This window comes from Saccharopolyspora sp. NPDC050389 (assembly GCF_040655595.1).
Lineage (GTDB): Bacteria > Actinomycetota > Actinomycetes > Mycobacteriales > Pseudonocardiaceae > Saccharopolyspora.
On the sequence record NZ_JBFAKG010000078.1, the window covers coordinates 1 to 17561 of the forward strand.

17 protein-coding genes are annotated in these 17561 nt (G+C 69.6%); 9 read left to right on the plus strand and 8 right to left on the minus strand.

Annotation, left to right across the window (positions count from 1 at the left end; all coding sequences use genetic code 11):
* The first annotated feature begins 372 nt into the window (after positions 1-372).
* From AB0I53_RS36650 to yhjD, 3 genes are all read left to right on the plus strand, one after another.
* Entirely contained in the window at positions 373-591 is a 219-nt protein-coding gene (locus tag AB0I53_RS36650; RefSeq protein WP_358613386.1) for a hypothetical protein, read from the plus strand.
* Positions 592-652: 61 nt separating this feature from the next.
* Entirely contained in the window at positions 653-1696 is a 1044-nt protein-coding gene (gene trpS / locus AB0I53_RS36655; RefSeq protein ID WP_358613388.1) for a tryptophan--tRNA ligase, read from the plus strand.
* Between the two features lie 62 nt (positions 1697-1758).
* A complete protein-coding gene (gene yhjD / locus AB0I53_RS36660) occupies positions 1759-2781 on the plus strand; it encodes an inner membrane protein YhjD (protein ID WP_358613390.1) in 1023 nt (340 codons plus the stop codon).
* Positions 2782-3135: 354 nt separating this feature from the next.
* On the opposite strand, the gene AB0I53_RS36665 is transcribed toward yhjD, so the two are convergent.
* The 4 genes from AB0I53_RS36665 to AB0I53_RS36680 all read right to left on the minus strand — a co-directional run bounded on the left by AB0I53_RS36665 (position 3136) and on the right by AB0I53_RS36680 (position 7521).
* A complete protein-coding gene (locus AB0I53_RS36665; protein ID WP_358613392.1) occupies positions 3136-3861 on the minus strand; it encodes an alpha/beta hydrolase in 726 nt (241 codons plus the stop codon).
* 235 nt (positions 3862-4096) lie between these two features.
* A complete protein-coding gene (locus AB0I53_RS36670; RefSeq protein WP_358613394.1) occupies positions 4097-4699 on the minus strand; it encodes a TetR/AcrR family transcriptional regulator in 603 nt (200 codons plus the stop codon).
* Positions 4696-6174, minus strand: a complete 1479-nt coding sequence (locus AB0I53_RS36675) for an FAD-dependent monooxygenase (protein ID WP_358613396.1) — start codon at positions 6172-6174, stop codon at positions 4696-4698. Before AB0I53_RS36675 ends, AB0I53_RS36670 begins: the two co-directional genes overlap by 4 nt.
* A gap of 78 nt (positions 6175-6252) precedes the next feature.
* Positions 6253-7521: a D-alanyl-D-alanine carboxypeptidase family protein gene (locus tag AB0I53_RS36680; RefSeq protein ID WP_358613398.1), complete on the minus strand. Its 1269-nt coding sequence runs from the start codon at positions 7519-7521 to the stop codon at positions 6253-6255.
* Positions 7522-7612: 91 nt separating this feature from the next.
* On the opposite strand from AB0I53_RS36680, the gene AB0I53_RS36685 reads away from it, so the two are divergent.
* Positions 7613-7840: a hypothetical protein gene (locus AB0I53_RS36685; RefSeq protein WP_358613400.1), complete on the plus strand. Its 228-nt coding sequence runs from the start codon at positions 7613-7615 to the stop codon at positions 7838-7840.
* Positions 7841-7909: 69 nt separating this feature from the next.
* Here the strand turns inward: AB0I53_RS36685 and AB0I53_RS36690 are convergent, their stop codons facing one another.
* From AB0I53_RS36690 to sdhC, 4 genes are all read right to left on the minus strand, one after another.
* Complete coding sequence (locus tag AB0I53_RS36690; protein ID WP_358613402.1) at positions 7910-8695, minus strand: succinate dehydrogenase iron-sulfur subunit; 786 nt, start codon at positions 8693-8695, stop codon at positions 7910-7912.
* On the minus strand, positions 8695-10485 hold the full coding sequence (sdhA, locus tag AB0I53_RS36695) for a succinate dehydrogenase flavoprotein subunit (protein ID WP_358613404.1): 1791 nt from the start codon (positions 10483-10485) through the stop codon (positions 8695-8697). The genes AB0I53_RS36690 and sdhA overlap by 1 nt, the downstream gene beginning before the upstream one ends.
* 73 nt (positions 10486-10558) lie before the next feature.
* Complete coding sequence (locus AB0I53_RS36700) at positions 10559-10978, minus strand: succinate dehydrogenase hydrophobic membrane anchor subunit (RefSeq protein ID WP_358613406.1); 420 nt, start codon at positions 10976-10978, stop codon at positions 10559-10561.
* 4 nt (positions 10979-10982) lie between these two features.
* Entirely contained in the window at positions 10983-11417 is a 435-nt protein-coding gene (gene sdhC, locus AB0I53_RS36705) for a succinate dehydrogenase, cytochrome b556 subunit (RefSeq protein WP_358613408.1), read from the minus strand.
* A 518-nt stretch (positions 11418-11935) separates the two neighbouring features.
* Here sdhC and AB0I53_RS36710 point away from each other — a divergent pair.
* From AB0I53_RS36710 to AB0I53_RS36730, 5 genes are all read left to right on the plus strand, one after another.
* Positions 11936-13030 carry a BMP family ABC transporter substrate-binding protein gene (locus AB0I53_RS36710; protein WP_358613409.1) on the plus strand — a complete coding sequence of 365 codons (1095 nt, stop codon included), beginning with the start codon at positions 11936-11938 and terminating at the stop codon, positions 13028-13030.
* Positions 13031-13199: 169 nt separating this feature from the next.
* Entirely contained in the window at positions 13200-14750 is a 1551-nt protein-coding gene (locus AB0I53_RS36715; RefSeq protein WP_358613411.1) for an ABC transporter ATP-binding protein, read from the plus strand.
* Positions 14747-15841 carry an ABC transporter permease gene (locus tag AB0I53_RS36720; protein ID WP_358613413.1) on the plus strand — a complete coding sequence of 365 codons (1095 nt, stop codon included), beginning with the start codon at positions 14747-14749 and terminating at the stop codon, positions 15839-15841. Before AB0I53_RS36715 ends, AB0I53_RS36720 begins: the two co-directional genes overlap by 4 nt.
* Entirely contained in the window at positions 15838-17106 is a 1269-nt protein-coding gene (locus AB0I53_RS36725; RefSeq protein WP_358613415.1) for an ABC transporter permease, read from the plus strand. Before AB0I53_RS36720 ends, AB0I53_RS36725 begins: the two co-directional genes overlap by 4 nt.
* Positions 17106-17486: a cytidine deaminase gene (locus AB0I53_RS36730; protein WP_358613417.1), complete on the plus strand. Its 381-nt coding sequence runs from the start codon at positions 17106-17108 to the stop codon at positions 17484-17486. The genes AB0I53_RS36725 and AB0I53_RS36730 overlap by 1 nt, the downstream gene beginning before the upstream one ends.
* Positions 17487-17561: the final 75 nt, after the last annotated feature.

Genomic DNA, 17561 nt, shown 5'->3' on the forward strand with positions numbered 1-17561 from the left:
CGAACTGGCGGCTCGGGCGGGCCGCTCGGCGCGGCAGCGCAGTACCACTTACGAGCGAGGCGGCCGGGTTCAGCTGGGCATCAGCCCGGCCTAACTCGAACCGGTGTGGCGCAGAACACAGATAAATTTTCGGCCGGGACCGTCCCTCGGGGCGGTTCCGGCCGCTGGCCAGCGCGGTTCCACGATCTGCGGACCCGGCGAAAGCGGCCGCTGGCCGGAAAATATGATCATTGCGTCGTGGCCGGTTTACGCAAAGCGACCACGCCGGTAATGAGTGGTCGGTACGGTCCGCCACCGGACCCAGACGAGTACTGACCTGATCGGGTCAACTGTCGCAGGGAGGGCACGCCCGTGCGTAGCCGAATATCTCGCGTGGCAACGCGAGTCTCCGTGCTTGGTGCCGCGGCCTCCGCCGCGCTCCTGGCGACCGCCGGCGCTGCCGCCGCCGAACCGACCGTCGTCGCGGCCGGCACCCTGGATTCGCTGAGCGCCCCGGTCGGCCTCACCGCGATCGGGCTCGGAGTGGTCGGCATGGTCGCGGGCATGTTCCGGAAGAAGAAGATCCAGCCGGAGAACCAGCGCAAGAGCTGACCCGCCGGAAAACCGGAGAGGTCGCTCCCACCTTCTTCGCGGGGCTTGCGAGAATCACCACGTGAGCAGCGACAGCCCCGCACCCCAGACCAGCGACCAGCCCGCGGCGCGGCCGCGCGTGCTGTCCGGCATCCAGCCCACCGCCGACTCGTTCCACCTCGGCAACTACCTGGGTGCCCTGCGGGAATGGGTCACCATGCAGGACGACCACGACGCCTTCTACTGCGTCGTCGACCTGCACGCCATCACCGTCGCGCAGGACCCGGAGCTGCTGCGCCAGCGCACCCGGCTCTCCGCCGCGCAACTGCTCGCCATCGGCATCGACCCCGAGCGGTCGACGCTGTTCGTGCAGAGCCACGTCCCGGAGCACGCCCAGCTCAGCTGGGTCCTGGAGTGCCTGACCGGGTTCGGCGAGGCCGGCCGGATGACGCAGTTCAAGGACAAGTCCGCCCGCCAGGAAGCCGACCACGTCAGCGTCGGGCTGTTCACCTATCCGGTGCTGCAGGCCGCGGACATCCTGCTCTACCAGGCCGACGCGGTCCCGGTCGGCGAGGACCAGCGCCAGCACCTGGAGCTCACCCGCAACCTGGCGCAGCGGTTCAACTCCCGCTACGGCCACACCTTCACGGTGCCGGCCGCGCACATCCCCAAGGCCACCGCCAAGATCTACGACCTGCAGGACCCGACCTCGAAGATGAGCAAGTCGGTGCCCGCCGGGGTCGTCGAACTGCTGGAGTCGCCGAAGCGCTCGGCGAAGAAGATCCGCTCCGCGGTCACCGACCTGGAGCGGGAGATCCGCTACGACGTCGAGAACAAGCCGGGCATCAGCAACCTGCTGGTGATCTACTCGGCGCTGACCGGCCGCAGCATCGCCGACCTGGAGACCGCCTACGAGGGCAAGGGCTACGGCGACCTGAAGAAGGAGCTCGGCGAGGTCGTGGTCGAGTTCGTCACCCCGTTCCAGGAGAAGGTTCGCGAATACCTCGACGACCCGACCGAGCTGGACAAGGTCCTGCACCGGGGCGCCGAGCGGGCGCGGGCGGTGTCCGCGGAGACGCTGCGGACGGTCTTCGATCGGGTGGGTTTCCTTCCGCCGATGGGCTGAACTGATCATCCGCGGGTAGCCTGCCACCGTTCGGGGGATGCCGTTGCGGCGGGAGGCGCACCGTGGCCGGTCAGGAGCAGGACGCGAAGCCGGGACGACTGGCTCTGCTGCGCCGCCGCCACGAGTGGCTGGACCGGCTCATCCGCGCGTTCGAGCGCTACCAGAGCCAGTACGGCGACTACTACGCCGCCGCGATCACCTACTTCAGCGTGCTCGCGCTGGTGCCGCTGCTGATGATCGCCTTCGCCGTGGCCGGTTTCGTGCTGAGCGGGAACCCGGAGCTGCTGGGCAGGCTGCAGACGTCGATCACCTCGGCGGTGCCCAGCCCGGCGATGAGCGACATGCTCAACCGCGTCGTCGAGCAGGCGATCAGCCAGGCCGGGACGGTCGGCGTGATCGGCCTGCTCGCCGCGCTGTACTCGGGGCTCGGCTGGATGACGAACCTGCGGGAGGCGCTGACCGCGCAGTGGACGCAGGAGGCCAGCAAGCAGTCGATGGTCCGGCGGATGGCCGCGGACCTGGGATCGCTGATCGGGCTCGGCGCGGCGATGGCCTTCTCGCTGGGCATCAGCGCCATCGGCGGCGGAGTCGGGCGGTGGCTGTTCGAGCTGGTCGGGATCGAGGACAGCCCGGTCGCGATGCTCGTGCTGCGAGTGCTGTCGATCCTGCTGTCGCTGCTGGCGACCTGGCTGGTGTTCCTGTGGGTGCTGGCGCGGCTGCCGCGAAAGCCGGTCACGCTGCGCAGCGCGGTGTGGGGTGCGCTGTTCGCCGCCGTCGGGTTCGAGATCCTCAAGCAGGTCGGCGTGGTCTACCTGAACAGCGTCACCAGCTCGCCTGCGGGCGTGGCGTTCGGCCCGGTCCTCGGTCTGCTGGTGTTCGCGAACCTGACCTCGCGGTTCATCCTGTTCGTCACGGCGTGGACGGCGTCGGCCCGGGAGAACATGGAGGTCGCTCCGCCGCGGCCGCCGGGCCCGGCGATCATCCGCCCGGTCGTCAAGGTGCGGGACCGGGTTGGTGTGCGAGCGACGGCGAGCCTGGTCGGCCTCGGCGCCGTCGTGGGCTGGGCCTGGCGCCGCAAGCGCTGACGTTCCTGCTGGTGAAAGCCCGTGCGTACTTTTTGCTGCTGTAGAGGCTGTTTTGGATGTGGTGACGTGCGGATGTGGTAGCGCGGGCGTTTTGTCTTTGAAGCGGCGCAGCCGCTTAGCCCACCCTCGCAACCGGCACCGCCGCGGGTTCACGGTGCCCACCCCTCCGGGGTTCTTCCAGCGAGGACAGCCCCGACGTGGTGAATTGGCCATTCATGATGTCGGGGATCCCACAGCGAGAAGACCGCGGTGACTCCCGCAGGGGGGCCGCCACCCGCACCGCTACGCAGGACGAGTTTGGAAACAGGCTCTATAGCAACCGAAAGTACGCACGGGGCCTGACCAGGGGAGACGTCAGCCGGCGATGTCGGACAGCATCGCCGCGAGGTCGGCGGGGCGGGAGAACATCGGCCAGTGCCCGGTCGGCAGGTGGCGCACATCGGCCCCGGCCATCAGCGCGAACATCGGGATGCCGCTGTCAATGAGGGCCTTGACCTCCTCCGGGGTGAAGGTCGACGCGATCACCGAGAGCGGCACGTCCGGCACGGTGTCCGGCCGCTGCAGGGACTGCGTCACGGTGGCGAACGGCTGCGGCGTGCTCATGGCGCGCATGCGGGCCAGCTGCTCGTCGGACAGCCCGGCGAGGTCGTCCGCGCCGAACTCGGGGAGCGGGAGGCGCCAGCCGTCGCCTTCGGCATCGACCGTCTTGCGCCACTCCTCCTGGACCTCTGGAGGGTTGGAGTCGAGCACGGACACGCCGCTCGGCATCGGCCCGGCGTCGACGTAGACGATGCGCGCGACCCGGTCCGGGACGCGGTCGGCGGCGCCGGTGACGGGCACGTTCGCGCCGCTGTGCCCGACCAGCACGACGTTCTGGAGGTCGTTGTCTTCGATGAGCCGGACCAGGTCCGCGACGTGGGTCTCGACGCCGGTCTCGGGACCGGCTTCGGCGGCGCGGTCGGCGAGTCCGGGCAGCGTCACCGGGTGGACGTCGTGGCCCGCTGCCCGCAGCTCCCGCGTCACGTCCTCCCACGCCCACGCGCCGAGCCAGAAGCCGGGAACCAGCACGATCGTCGCCATTCGGCGCTCCTTCTCCAGTGGGATTCGATGCGCTGGAGATTAGGCTCGATGCCGGACAGAACTCGCCCTGATCAACGCCAAGGGAGACGCGTGTCACATACGCCGATCCGCCGCCCGGACGAACTGCGCGATCCCGTGCGCGAACTGGGCTCTCGGCTGACCTCGCTCGCGGAACAGGTTTCGTGAGCACTTCGGGCTGCTGCAGCGGCCCGAAGCGCACACGGCAGGCGAGTCTCTACTGTGGACCGTCGAGTAGCCCGACCCGGCGGTAGACTGACTCCAGGTACTCGCGGGCCCCGGCGGCATCCAGCGGTTCCGGTTGGACGAGGCGGAACAGCACGGCGCCGACCATCATGTCGATCAGCACATCCGGGTCTGCATCGGCGTCGAGCACCCCATCGGCCTGCGCGCGTTCCAACAACGCGCGGGTGATGCGTCGCCGCGGCACGACGTAGTTCTCCCAGTAGGTCGCCATCAGCGCCGGGTGGCTGACGCTGGAACCGAAGACGCGGGCGACCATCGCGCGCAGCCGGGGGTCGGCGACCGCATCGGCGAGCCCGGGCAGCGCCTGCTTGACCAGCGCGGCCACCGGCACGTCGGCGAAGTCCGCCGGCATCGTCTCGGGGATCTCGTCGCGGGCGGACTCGATCGCGGCGGCGATCACCGCTTCCTTGGAGTCCCAGCGCCGGTACACGGTGAGCTTGCCGACTCCGGCCCGCTTGGCGATCTGCTCGATGCTGGTGCCTTCGACGCCGCCCTCGATGAACAGATCCAGCGCGGCCTGCAAGATCGCTTTGTCCGCTGCGGGGTTGCGCGGCCGTCCGCGACGGTTGGTCATGTCGTCCTTCCGTTGCCGAGCGCGTTGTCGAGCCATTGCGCCAGGGAGCGCAATTCCGTCCCGCGCCACGCGAGATGCGCATCGGGCCGGACCAACCAGATGTCCCGCTGCGGCCGTTCCGGTGCGAGGTGAACGACATGTTCTCCCAGCGGCGCAAGGGCTTCCGAACTCGTCCCCGCGGGAGCGAGCAGCGCCCACTTTCCGCCGAGCTCGGAGTGCAGCCGGGTCGGTCCGCGGTCGCCCCGGCACACCAGGTCGGGCACGCGGTCACCGGGCCTTGGCCGGGGGCCTCTTCGCGAGCCGAGCGGGCCTTTGCGGTAGCTGACCCAGAGCTGCGAGGCGAGCCAGGTCGCCCGCCGTTGCACCACGGCGAGGTTCGCCAACGGGGCGATGAGCCGATCGCGGGCGAACCGGGCGATCGCGCCGTCGGCCAGCATGAGCTTGGTGTTCGCCGTGGTGTTGCGCAGCACGTCTTCGGCCAGCGGACGCCGTTCGGCCTGGTAGGTGTCCAGCAGCGCCGGGCAGGCGCGGCGCTCCGCGACCAGCGCGAGCTTCCAGGCCAGGTTCTCGGCGTCGCCGATGCCGGTGTTCATGCCCTGGCCGCCGAACGGGCTGTGGATGTGCGCGGCGTCGCCGACGAGCAGCACGCGCCCGTCGCGGTAGCGGTCGGCGAGGCGGCGGTGGATGCGGAAGGTCGAAGTCCACGCCACGTCGCGGATCTTCACGTCGGTCCGGCCGGTGCGCTCGGGCAGCAGTTCCTGCAGCCGGTCGAGGACGTCGTCGGACGTCGTGGCGTCGCTTGGGCGGACGTCGGCCATCAGCCGCCACGTGCCCTCCGCTCCGCTGCGCATCGGCATCGCGAAGAACAAGCCGTCCCGGTGGAACCAGCCGGATGAACCGGTGCGGTCGAGGTCCCAGTCGGCGCGCACGTCGGCGAGCAGCCACTGGTCGACGAGCGGGACGCCGGGAAAACCGATGCCGCTGAGCTTCCGGACCGCGCTGTGCGCGCCATCGCAGCCCACCACGTAGTCGGCGCTCAGGCTGCCGTCCCGCAGTGTTGCGGTGACGCCGTCGGGGCGCTGAGCGAGGCCGGTCAGCTCTCGGCCCCATTCGACGGTGCCGCCGAGCTCGGTGAGCCGCTGCCGCAGGACGGCCTCCACCTCGGCCTGCGGCACCAGCAGGGCGGAGAGCTGGTTGCCCTCGATCCGGCCGAAACTGACCGCGGCCAGCGGCTTCTCCTCGAGGTAGAAGGTCATCCGGATGGCGTGCAGCGCGCGGTCCGGCAGGTCTCCGAGGGCTCGCAGCCGGTTCAGCACCTCGACTCCGCGGGCGTGCAGGATGTTAGCCCGCGAGGTGCTCGCCGGTCCGGCCGCTTGGTCGATCACGCGTACCGCGACGCCGTGCTGCCGAAGTCCACAGGCCAGCGCCAGGCCGGCCGGCCCGGCCCCCACCACCAGTGCGGATGTCGTCTCCATGGTCGCTCCAATTAAATAACGAACCGGGACCGTTAACTAATTGGAGCACAGCCGGCGGCGCGCCGGAAGAGGGTTCCGTCAGGGGTGGTCGTTGCCGTTGTGCTTGCGGCGTGCGGCGGCGGCAAGCCGCGCGCGGCGCTGCCGGAGCGCCAGGACGCCGATCGCCGCGACGGCCAGGATCACGATCAGCGTCAACGGCCCGCCGACCGTGCCGAACATCGAGGCCGGCTGCGGCTGGGCGTTCTCCGGCGAATGCCCCTGCTCCTCGGCCGCGGCGTCCACATATGGCGGTTCAGGTGACGCCGTCACCAGCTGGCCCACCGGGTCGCCGGTGTCGAGCCCGAACCCGTAGTCCAGCAGGTGCATGGTCTGCTGGGACTGCCGGATCGGCTGGTTCTCGCCGCGCATCAGCACCGTCACCAGCCGGCGGCCGTCGCGCTCGGCGGCACCGATGAACGTGTGCCGCGCATCGTCGGTGAACCCGGTCTTGCCGCCGATGCCGCCCGGGTAGTTCAGCAGCACCTGGTTGTCGGACCAGACCTCCAGCGGCGGGCCGCCCGGCTTGCCCGGCAGCTGCGTGTTGTGGATCCCGGCGATCGACGCGAACGCCGGTTCGCTCATCGCCACGCGGAAGATGATGGCCAGGTCGTAGGCCGAGGTGCTCATGCCCGGGCCGTCCAAACCGGACGGCGTCGCGACCCGGGTGTCCAGCGCGCCGAGCTCGCGGCCCAGCGCGTTGACCTTGTCGAGCGTGACCTCCACGCCGCCCATCTTCATGGCGAGCGCGTGCGCGGCGTCGTTGCCGGATCGCATGATCAGCCCGGTCAGCACCTGCTGCACCGTGTAGGTGACGCCCGGGCTCAGCCCGACCCGGCTGCCCTCCTGGTCGGCGTCCTCCTGGGTGACGACGATCGTGTCGTCCAGCCGCAGCTCGCGGATCGCGGTGAGCGCGGTGAGCACCTTGATCGTGGACGCCGGGCGGTGCCTGGCGTGCGGGTCCTTCGCCGCCAGCACGGCACCGCTGTCCAGGTCGGCCAGCACCCAGCTGGCGGCGGTGACATCGGCGGGCGGCTCCGGCAGTCCCGGCGCGATGATCACGCCGCACTCCGCCAGGCGGTTTCCGCCGACGGGCGTCTCCGGCACCGGCACAGGTTCGGGCACCGGCATGCCGGGCGCGGGCACCTCGGAGGTGTCGACCGGGGGCGGCGGGGCGGCGTTGGGGCACGCGGCCGGCGGCTGGGCCGCGGCGGTGCCACCGGTCGTCAGCACGAGCGCGGCGGCGACGGTGCAAACGGCCGCGCGGAGCACGGATTTCATGCGGAGCGGGCCGCGGGCACTCAGAGGCACACGCAGCAGGCTAGCCAATCCCGGTGCGCGACGGGATGTCGACCGCCACCCGGCCAGGTGGGTGAAGCAGGTTACAGCGGATACTGGGACCGTGACAATTTCCCGCCGCGTTGCGCTGTTCCTGCTGGCCTTCGGCGTCTGGTCGTACCTGCTGTGGCCGAACTTCATGCGCAACATCTGGAACAGCGACCGATCCTGGGAAGGCGCCTCGCCGACGTCCTACCTGATCGTCCACTTCGTGATCGCGATCGTCTCCCTGGTCCTGGGTACGATCATCGGAATCCTCGGCTGGCGAGCCTTCCGCGCCACCCGCCGCTGACCGGCCCGGTCTCCGGAACGAAAACGGCGCCCACCTCCGGGGAGGCGGGCGCCGTCGTGTTGCTCGTGGTCAGCGGCGGCGGAACATCAGGGCTCGCTTGACCTCTTGGATCGCCTTCGTGACCTGGATGCCTCGCGGGCAGGCGTCCGTGCAGTTGAAGGTCGTGCGGCAGCGCCACACCCCGTCGACGTCGTTGAGGATGTCCAGTCGCTCCTCGGCGCCCTCGTCGCGGCTGTCGAAGATGAACCGGTGCGCGTTGACGATCGCCGCCGGGCCGAAGTAGTTGCCGTCCGACCAGTACACCGGGCACGACGTGGTGCACGCCGCGCACAGGATGCACTTGGTGGTGTCGTCGAACCGCGCCCGCTCGGCGACCGACTGGATGCGCTCCCGGGTCGGCTCGTTGCCGGTGGTCATCAGGTACGGCTTGACCGCCCGGTAGGCCTCGAAGAACGGCTCCATGTCGACCAGCAGGTCCTTCTCGACCGGCAGGCCCTTGATCGGCTCGATGGTCAGCGTGGTCTCGCCGCCCTTGGCCAGCAGGTCCTTCATCAGCACCTTGCAGGCCAGCCGGTTGACCCCGTTGATCCGCATCGCGTCGGACCCGCACACGCCGTGCGCGCAGGACCGGCGGAAGGTCAGCGTGCCGTCGACGTACCACTTGATGTAGTGCAGCAGGTTCAGCACGCGGTCCGACGGCAGCGCCGGGATCCGGTACGACTCCCAGTGCAGGTCCTCGTCGACCTCCGGGTTGTACCGGAGGATCTTGACGGTCACCATCGTGGCGCCGTCGGGGATCGGCGGGGCGTCGTCCGGAAGGTCGGTCGTGTCGTTTTTCGTGGTAGCGGCGGTCATCAGTACTTACGCTCCATCGGCTGGTACCGGGTGACGACGACGGGCTTGTAGTCCAGGCGGATGTCGGCCTGGAAACCGGTCAACCCGAGCGGCGCGTTCGGGTCCTCCTGCTCGGGCAACACCTTGTACTGCATGCTGTGCCGCATGAAGTTGACGTCGTCCCGGGCGGTGTAGTCCTCGCGGGCGTGGCCGCCGCGGGACTCCTTGCGGGCCAGCGCGGCGTTGACCAGCGCCTCGGCCAGGTCGAGCAGGAAGCCCAGCTCGATGGCCTCCAGCAGGTCGGAGTTGTACCGCTTGCCCTTGTCGTGCACGGAGATCCGGCCGTAGCGCTCCTTGAGCGCCTGCACGTCGGACAGCGCCGTCTTGAGCGTCTCCTCGGTGCGGTACACCGAGGCGTTGGCGTCCATCGTCTGCTGCAGCTCGGTGCGGATCGTGGCGACCCGCTCGCCGCCGTGCGCGGTGCGCAGGTGGTCGACCATGCCCTCCACGAGCTTGGTCGGCTCCTCCGGGATCTCGACGTGGTCGTGGCCGAGCGCGTACTCGGCCGCGGCGATGCCCGACCGGCGGCCGAACACGTTGATGTCCAGCAGCGAGTTGGTGCCCAGCCGGTTCGAGCCGTGCACCGAGACGCAGGCGCACTCGCCGGCGGCGTACAGGCCCGGGATGACGGTGTCGTTGTCCCGCAGCACCTCGCCGACGATGTTGGTCGGGATGCCGCCCATCGCGTAGTGCGCGGTCGGGTAGACCGGCACCGGCTCCTTGGTGGGCTCCACACCGAGGTAGGTGCGGGAGAACTCCATGATGTCCGGCAGCTTCGCCTCGAGCAGCTCCTCGCCGAGGTGCGTCACGTCGAGCAGCACGTAGTCCTTGTTCGGGCCCGCGCCGCGGCCTTCCAGCACCTCCAGGGCCATCGACCGGGCGACGATGTCGCGCGGCGCCAGGTCCTTGATCGTCGGGGCGTAGCGCTCCATGAACCGCTCGCCGTCGGCGTTGCGCAGGATGCCGCCTTCACCGCGGACGCCCTCGGTGATCAGGATGCCCAGGCCGGCCAGGCCGGTCGGGTGGAACTGGTAGAACTCCATGTCCTCCAGCGGCAGGCCCTTGCGGTAGATGATGCCCATGCCGTCGCCGGTGAGGGTGTGCGCGTTCGACGTGGTCTTGAAGACCTTGCCGAAGCCGCCGGTGGCGAAGATGACGGACTTGGCCTGGAAGACGTGGATCTCGCCGGTGGCCAGCTCGTAGGCGATCGCGCCGGAGCAGACCTGCTGGCCGTCCGGGCCGTCGCTGAGCATGATGTCCAGGACGTAGAACTCGTTGTAGAACTCCACGCCGTGCTTGACGCAGTTCTGGTACAGCGTCTGCAGGATCATGTGGCCGGTGCGGTCCGCGGCGTAGCAGGCGCGGCGGACCGGGGCCTTGCCGTGGTCGCGGGTGTGGCCGCCGAACCGGCGCTGGTCGATCTTGCCTTCCGGGGTCCGGTTGAACGGCAGCCCCATCTTCTCCAGGTCGAGGACCGCGTCGATGGCTTCCTTCGCCATGATCTCGGCGGCGTCCTGGTCGACCAGGTAGTCACCGCCCTTGATGGTGTCGAAGGTGTGCCACTCCCAGTTGTCCTCTTCGACGTTGGCCAACGCCGCGCACATGCCGCCCTGGGCGGCGCCGGTGTGCGAACGGGTGGGGTAGAGCTTGGTCAGCACGGCGGTGCGGGCGCGCTGCCCGGATTCGATCGCGGCGCGCATCCCGGCGCCGCCCGCGCCGACGATGACCACGTCGTACTTGTGGAATTGCATGGTCGCCTCCTCGGGCTGTGGCGGGACCCGCGGGTGGGGCGTCGATCTCGCCACGCTGTGGTCGTCTGCGGCGCTAGCCGATGTTCGGGTCGAAGGTGAAGAGAACGAAGGTGCCCAGACCCACGGTCAGCAAGACCGAGACGTACAGCAGCATCTTCAGCCAGAAGCGTGTGCCGTCTTTTCGGGAGTAGTCGTTGATCACGGTGCGCAGCCCGTTGCCGCCGTGCAGGCCGGCCAGCCACAGCATGGTGAGGTCCCAGAACTGCCAGAACGGGGACGCCCAGCGGCCCGCGACGAACGCGAAGTTGATCTTGTGAACGCCGCCGTCCAGGAACAGCATGATCAGCAGGTGGCCCAGCACCAGGAACAGCAGGACCACGCCGGACAGCCGCATGAACAACCAGCTGTAGAGCTCGAAGTTGTTGCGGCGCGCGGCGGGGCGGGACGGGGTGCGCGGCTTCTCCACGGAAAGTGGTGCGTCGGTGACGGTCATTTGCTCAACCCCCGAAAACTTCCGTGACTGCGCGGCCGATCAGGCTGATCGCGGCCGGGATGATCAACACCAGCCAGAGCACCACGACCGTCCAAAGCATCGGCTTCTGGTACTTCGTGCCCTTGGCCCAGAAGTCGACCAGCATGACCCGGATGCCGTTGAACGCGTGGAACAGCACGGCCGCCAGCAGACCCAGCTCGAACAGGATCATCACGGGGTGCTTGTAGGTTTCGATGACCGTGTCGTACGCGTTCGGCGAAACCCGGACCAGGGCGGTGTCCAGGACGTGTACGAACAAGAAGAAGAAGGTGAGTACGCCCGTGATTCGGTGGGCGACCCACGACCACATGCCCAGATCGCCGCGGTAGAGGCGCCCCTTGGCGCGCGGTGCGGTGGCGCGCTGCGGGGCCTCGGCCGCGGAGGCGGTGGTGCTGGCCATGGTGGAAGGCCTCCAACCTCGCTGGTGGACTGACGGCCCCGTTCGGGAACAGGGGCGGCCGGCCCCGAGTTGCAGTTGGTCCCAATTGGCATTGGGTGCACGCCCGTCACCGGCCACGAACTGGGGCCTTGACGCATCGGATGCTAGACCCGACGAAACGCCCTGGCCTACTCGCCTGCGCCGTCTGTGATCGACCAGACAAGCGCCCTGTCCTGGTTGATCGATGTAGAAACCATTTCGTGACACGCGAGCAATGCCCAAGCGGCAGCGTCAAGACTTAATTTCGAGAGCCACGTCACCGAATGGCGTGCGCCGCGCCCCGGAAGAACAATTCACCAGGAGGACAACCCCTTCGTGTGGAGTTCACTCGGCGCCGCGGGCCTCCGGCCAAACCGGAGCCGTGGTGTGGGGGCGCGGTGGGACCGACGGGAAAGGGGAACGGCATGCGGCGAACGCCGATATGGGGAAGGCGCTCGGGTGCCGGAGGATCGCGCCGGAACGGCGCCACAGTGGTCGCGGTGCTGCTCACGGGCGCCTTGGCGCTGGCGGGTTGTGCCAAGGACAGCGGGGGTGGGGGAACCGACAACGCCCAGGGCCAGGGGTGCCAGCTGAGCGCGCCGCCGGCCGGGGCCGCACCGACCACTTCGGCCAACGAGCAGCAGCCCGCCCCGCAGGCCGCCGGGATGCGGGTGGGGTTGGCCTTCGACATCGGTGGACGCGGGGATGCCTCGTTCAACGACGCCTCGGTCGCGGGACTGGACCGGGCCAAGGCGCAGATGGGCTTCACCGACATCAAGGAGCTCGACGCCGGGGCGGGCGAGCCGGAAGACGCCAAGCAGACCCGGCTGCGGCAGCTGGCGCGCGAGGGCTACAACCCGGTCATCGCGGTCGGCTACTCCTACGCGGACTCGGTCAAGATGGTCGCTCCGGAGTTCCCGGACACCAAGTTCGCGATCATCGACGAGGACGTGCAGGGGATCCCGAACGTCACGTCGCTGGTGTTCGCCGAGGAGCAGGGCTCGTTCCTGGTCGGCGTGATCGCCGCGCACCGGTCGAAGAACTGCCACATCGGCTTCGTCGGCGGCGTGAAGACGCCGCTGATCGAGAAGTTCGAGGCCGGGTACGTGGCGGGCGCCACGACGGCCGCGCCGGACATCAAGATCGAGCGCAAGTACCTGACGCCGGCCGGTGACTTCAGCGGTTTCCAGGACCCCAACAAGGGTTCCGAGATCGCGACCAGCCAGCTGGAGTCCGGGGCCGACGTGATCTACCACGCGGCGGGCGCCTCCGGGAAGGGCGTGTTCTCGTCGGTCAAGTCCTCGAACGCGCAGGCCATCGGCGTGGACTCAGACCAGTACAACCAGCCGACGGTCGCGGAGTACAAGGACGTGATCATCAGCTCGATGCTCAAGCGGGTCGACTTCGCGGTGTACGACTACATCGCGGCGGTCGCGCGCAACGACCTGGGCTCGATCCCGAAGAAGTTCGACCTGGCCATCGACGGCGTGGGCTACTCCACCTCCGGTGACAAGGTCAACGACCTGGTGCCCACGGTGGACGCTTACAAGGCGGCCATCGCCCGCGGCGAGATCAAGGTTTCCGACAAGCCGTGACATCCGAGATGAGGGGCACTCCTGACGCGGTCAACGGGTCGGGGGTGCCCCTCGCTCGTCAAGCGATCGGTTGGCGGGTTCGCGCCAAGATCGTCACGTTCTCCCCGAAACCGTCCATTGTTGAGCGTCCTTCTGCTTCGCTGCCGGTGTCGACGTCCCACGGAGCCTCATGAACACCTCCATTGCGCCGGAATCCGGCGGCCCACCCGGCACCGCCGGGGAACCGGCCGTCGAGCTGACCGGCATCACCAAGACCTTTCCCGGCGTGGTCGCCAATTCCGATGTGAACCTCGTGGTGCGCGTCGGCGAGGTGCACGCGCTGTGCGGCGAGAACGGTGCCGGCAAGTCCACCTTGATGAAGATCCTCTATGGAATGCAGGCGCCGGACGCCGGCACCATCCGCGTGCACGGCGAGGAAGTCCGGTTCCGCACGCCCGCCGACGCGATCCGGGCCGGCATCGGCATGGTGCACCAGCACTTCATGCTCGCCGACAACCTCACCGTGCTGGAGAACGTCGTGCTGGGCGCGGAAGGCGAGCACGGCATCGGCGCGAAGGCGCGGCGGCGGGTGCTGGAGCTCGCCGAGCAGGCCGGCTTCGAGCTGCGCCCGGACGAGCTGGTCGAACGGCTCGGCGTGGCCGACCGGCAGCGCGTGGAGATCCTCAAGGTCCTGTACCGGGGCGCGCGGATCATCATCCTCGACGAGCCCACCGCGGTGCTGGTCCCGCAGGAGGTCGACGAGCTGTTCGGCACCCTGCGCAACATGCGCGAACAGGGCTTCACGTTCCTGTTCATCTCGCACAAGCTCGACGAGGTGCGGGCGATCGCCGACACGATCACGGTCCTGCGGCGCGGCACCACGGTCGGCACCGTGCCGGCCGTGGAGGTGAGCAGCCGCAGCCTCGCCGAGATGATGGTCGGCAGCGAGCTGCCGGTGCCCGAGCACGGCGAATCCACTGTGACCGATCGCGAGGTGCTGGTCGTCGCCGGCCTGTCCGCATCGGACCAGGACCGGGCGGTGCTCGAGGACATCGACCTGACGGTGCGGGCCGGCGAGGTCGTCGGCATCGCCGGCGTGGAGGGCAACGGCCAGACCGAGCTCGTCGAGGCGATCATGGGCATGCGCTCGGTCGCCGCCGGGCGCATCAGCCTGGGCGAGCGCGACCTGACCGAACTGTCCACGCTGGCGCGCCGCGAGGCGGGCATCGGCTACGTGCCGGAGGATCGGCACCGGCAGGGCCTGCTGCTGCAGGAATCGCTGTGGATCAACCGGATCCTCGGCTACCAGACCCGGAGGCCGACGGCCCGCGGCAGGTGGCTGGACCGGGCGGGCGCGAAGGCCGATACCCAGCGGATCATCGACGAGTTCGACGTCCGGACCCCGGGCATCGACGTGGACGCGGCCGCGCTCTCCGGCGGCAACCAGCAGAAGCTCGTGGTCGGCCGGGAGCTGTCCGGCGATCCGGCGCTGCTCATCGCGGCCCACCCGACGCGCGGTGTGGACGTCGGGGCGCAGGCGGGCATCTGGGGCCACCTGCGCGCCGCCCGCGCGGCGGGCCTGGCGGTCCTGCTGATCTCGGCCGATCTCGACGAGCTGATCGGCCTGTCCGACACCATCCGGGTGATGTTCCGCGGGCGGTTCGTGGCGACGGCCGATCCGCGCGCCGTGACGCCCGAGGAGCTCGGCGCGGCGATGACCGGTGCAGGGGAGGCGGCATGAACACCTGGCGGGCGCGGCTGCTGCCGCCTGCGTTGGCGATCGTCTTCGCCGCAGTGCTGTGCAGCGTGGTGCTGCTGGTCTCCGGCGCGAACCCGATCGCGACCCTCGCGGAGATGATCGCGCAGGTCGGTCGCGGCACGACCAGCGTGGACATCATCAACACGGCGGGCGCGTACTACCTGGTGGCGGTGGCGGCCGCGATCGGGTTCCAGATGAACCTGCTGAACATCGGCATCGAGGGCCAGTACAAGCTGGCCGCGTGCGTGGCGGCCATCGTCGGCGGCGCGATCAGCCTGCCGTTCGGGCTGCACGCCGTGGTGATCGTGGTGGTCGGCGCGGCCACCGGTGCCGCGTGGTGCGGCATCGCGGCGCTGCTCAAGGTCTACCGCGGGGTGTCCGAGGTGATCTCCACGATCATGCTCAACACGCTGGCGATCGGGCTCGTCTCCTACCTCGTGTCGACCTTCGGCGTGCTGCGCGGCAACACGATGGGCACGGCGCTCCTCCCGGAGAGCGCCCAGATGCCCGGCATCCCGCTGGGCGGCGCGGGCACCGTGTTCGGCCTCGTGCTGCTGGCGGTCGTGGTCGGCGTCGGCTACTCGGTGATGATCGACCGGACCCGCTACGGCTTCGAGCTGCGCGCCTCCGGCCTGTCGCCGACCGCGGCGGCGGCCGGCGGGGTCAACTCCAAGCGCATGATCATGACCGCGATGCTGCTCTCCGGCGCCATCGCGGGCCTGGCGGGCCTGCCGGAGATCCTCGGCCGGGACCACACCTTCTCGATCAACTTCCCGACCGGCTACGGCTTCGCGGGGCTGGCCATCGCCCTGCTCGGCCGCAACCACCCGATCGGCATCGCCTTCGGCGCGCTGCTGTGGTCCTTCCTGGACAAGAGTTCGTTGACGCTGGACAACATCGGGGTGCCCAAGGAGATCGTGACGATCCTGCAGGGCGCCATCGTGCTTTCGGTCGTCGTCGCATACGAGTTGGTGCGCCGCCGCGAACTCGCCGCCGAGCAGCGGCGGGTCGGGCGCGCGCTGGGCACCGCGGCCACCCCGGTCGCCGCCGGAACCGGAGGTGAGCGGGCATGACCGCGGTCGCGACCGAATCGGCGCCGGCGGACCGGAAAACGAACGGCAACGGCCGGCGCCCGATGCCCGGCTGGGCCCGCGTCCTGCTGTGGGTGGCGGTCGGCTTCGTTGCGGTGTCGATCACCTCGTACCAGACCGGCGTGCCGCAGCTGACCTCGTCCGGCACCGTGCAGGCGGCGGTGCGGCTGGGCATCCCGATCCTGCTCGCCGCGCTCGGCGGGCTGTGGGCGGAGCGCGCCGGGGTCATCAACATCGGCCTCGAAGGCATGATGATCATGGGCACCTGGGGCGGTGCTTGGGCGGGCTACCAGTGGGGGCCGCTGGCCGGGCTGGTCGCCGCGGCGGTGTTCGGCGCCCTCGGCGGCCTGGTGCACGCGGTGGCGACGGTGACCTTCGGCGTCAACCACATCGTGTCCGGCGTGGCGATCAACCTGCTCGGCGCGGGCGCCGCGAAGTACCTGTCGACGCTGCTGTTCGAGCCGCTGTCGCGGAACCCGCGGGAATCGCCGCCGGTGCCGAAGTTCGACACCTACTCGGCGCAGCCGCTGGGCACCTGGCTGCAGCAGGCGGAGGACCTGCAGCGGGTCGGGATCTCCGACCTCGCGGGCATCCTCGGCGGCCTGGTCACCGAGGTGTCGCCGCTGACGATGCTGGCGTACCTGCTGGTGCCGGTGAGCTACCTGGTGCTGTGGCGCTCGCCGTTCGGGCTGCGGCTGCGGTCCTGCGGCGAGAACCCGGTCGCGGCGGAATCGCTCGGCGTGAACGTCTACCGCTACAAGTACATCGCGGTGATCATCTCCGGCGCGCTGGCCGGGCTCGGAGGCGCGGCGCTGATCCTCAACCCGGGGCAGGCCGGCTACCTGGAGGGCCAGACCAACAACCGGGGCTACATCGGCCTGGCGGCGATGATCTTCGGCAACTGGCGGCCCGGCGGGCTGCTCGGTGGCGCGGCGCTGTTCGGCTACTCCGACGGCCTCCAGCTGCGCAGCGGCGGGACCAGCGTGCACGCGCTGTTCTACGCGGCGACGCTGGTGCTGGTCGTGGTCGTGGCCGTGCAGCTGTGGCGGCGGATGTGGTTCGGCGCCGGGGTGGCCCTGGTGTTCGCCGCGGTCATGTACTCGGTGTACTGGTTCACCGACGAACTCCCGGACGAACTGACGGCCTACACGCCGCACCTCGTCACGCTGGTGATCCTCGCGGCGGCGTCGCAACGACTACGACCACCCGAAGCGAACGGCCTGCAATACCGCAGAGGCGAGGACTAGTGACGACCGCTGTGGACTGGGAGGCGCTGCGCGCCGCGGCGGTGGAGGCCGCGGCGCTGGCGTACTGCCCGTACTCGAAGTTGCAGGTGGGAGCGGCGGCGCTGTGCGACGACGGCCGGATGGTCGTCGGCTGCAACGTGGAGAACGGTTCCTTCGGGCTCACGCTGTGCGCGGAGTGCACCATGGCGGGCCAACTGCGGCTGACCGGCGGAGGCCGGTTCGTCGCGGTGGCCTGCCGGAGCGGAACGGGCGACCTGCTGATGCCGTGCGGTCGCTGCCGCCAGCTCCTCTTCGAACTCGGCGGCCCGGACTGCCTGGTCGACACTCCTCGAGGAGTGTTGCCGATGCGCGAAGTGCTCCCCGACGCCTTCGAATTCTGATCGCTCCACCTGGGATTTCGCCGAGATCATCCGTTCGGGGTGTATCTGTTGGCGGGGTTCGTTCCTCTTTATTGG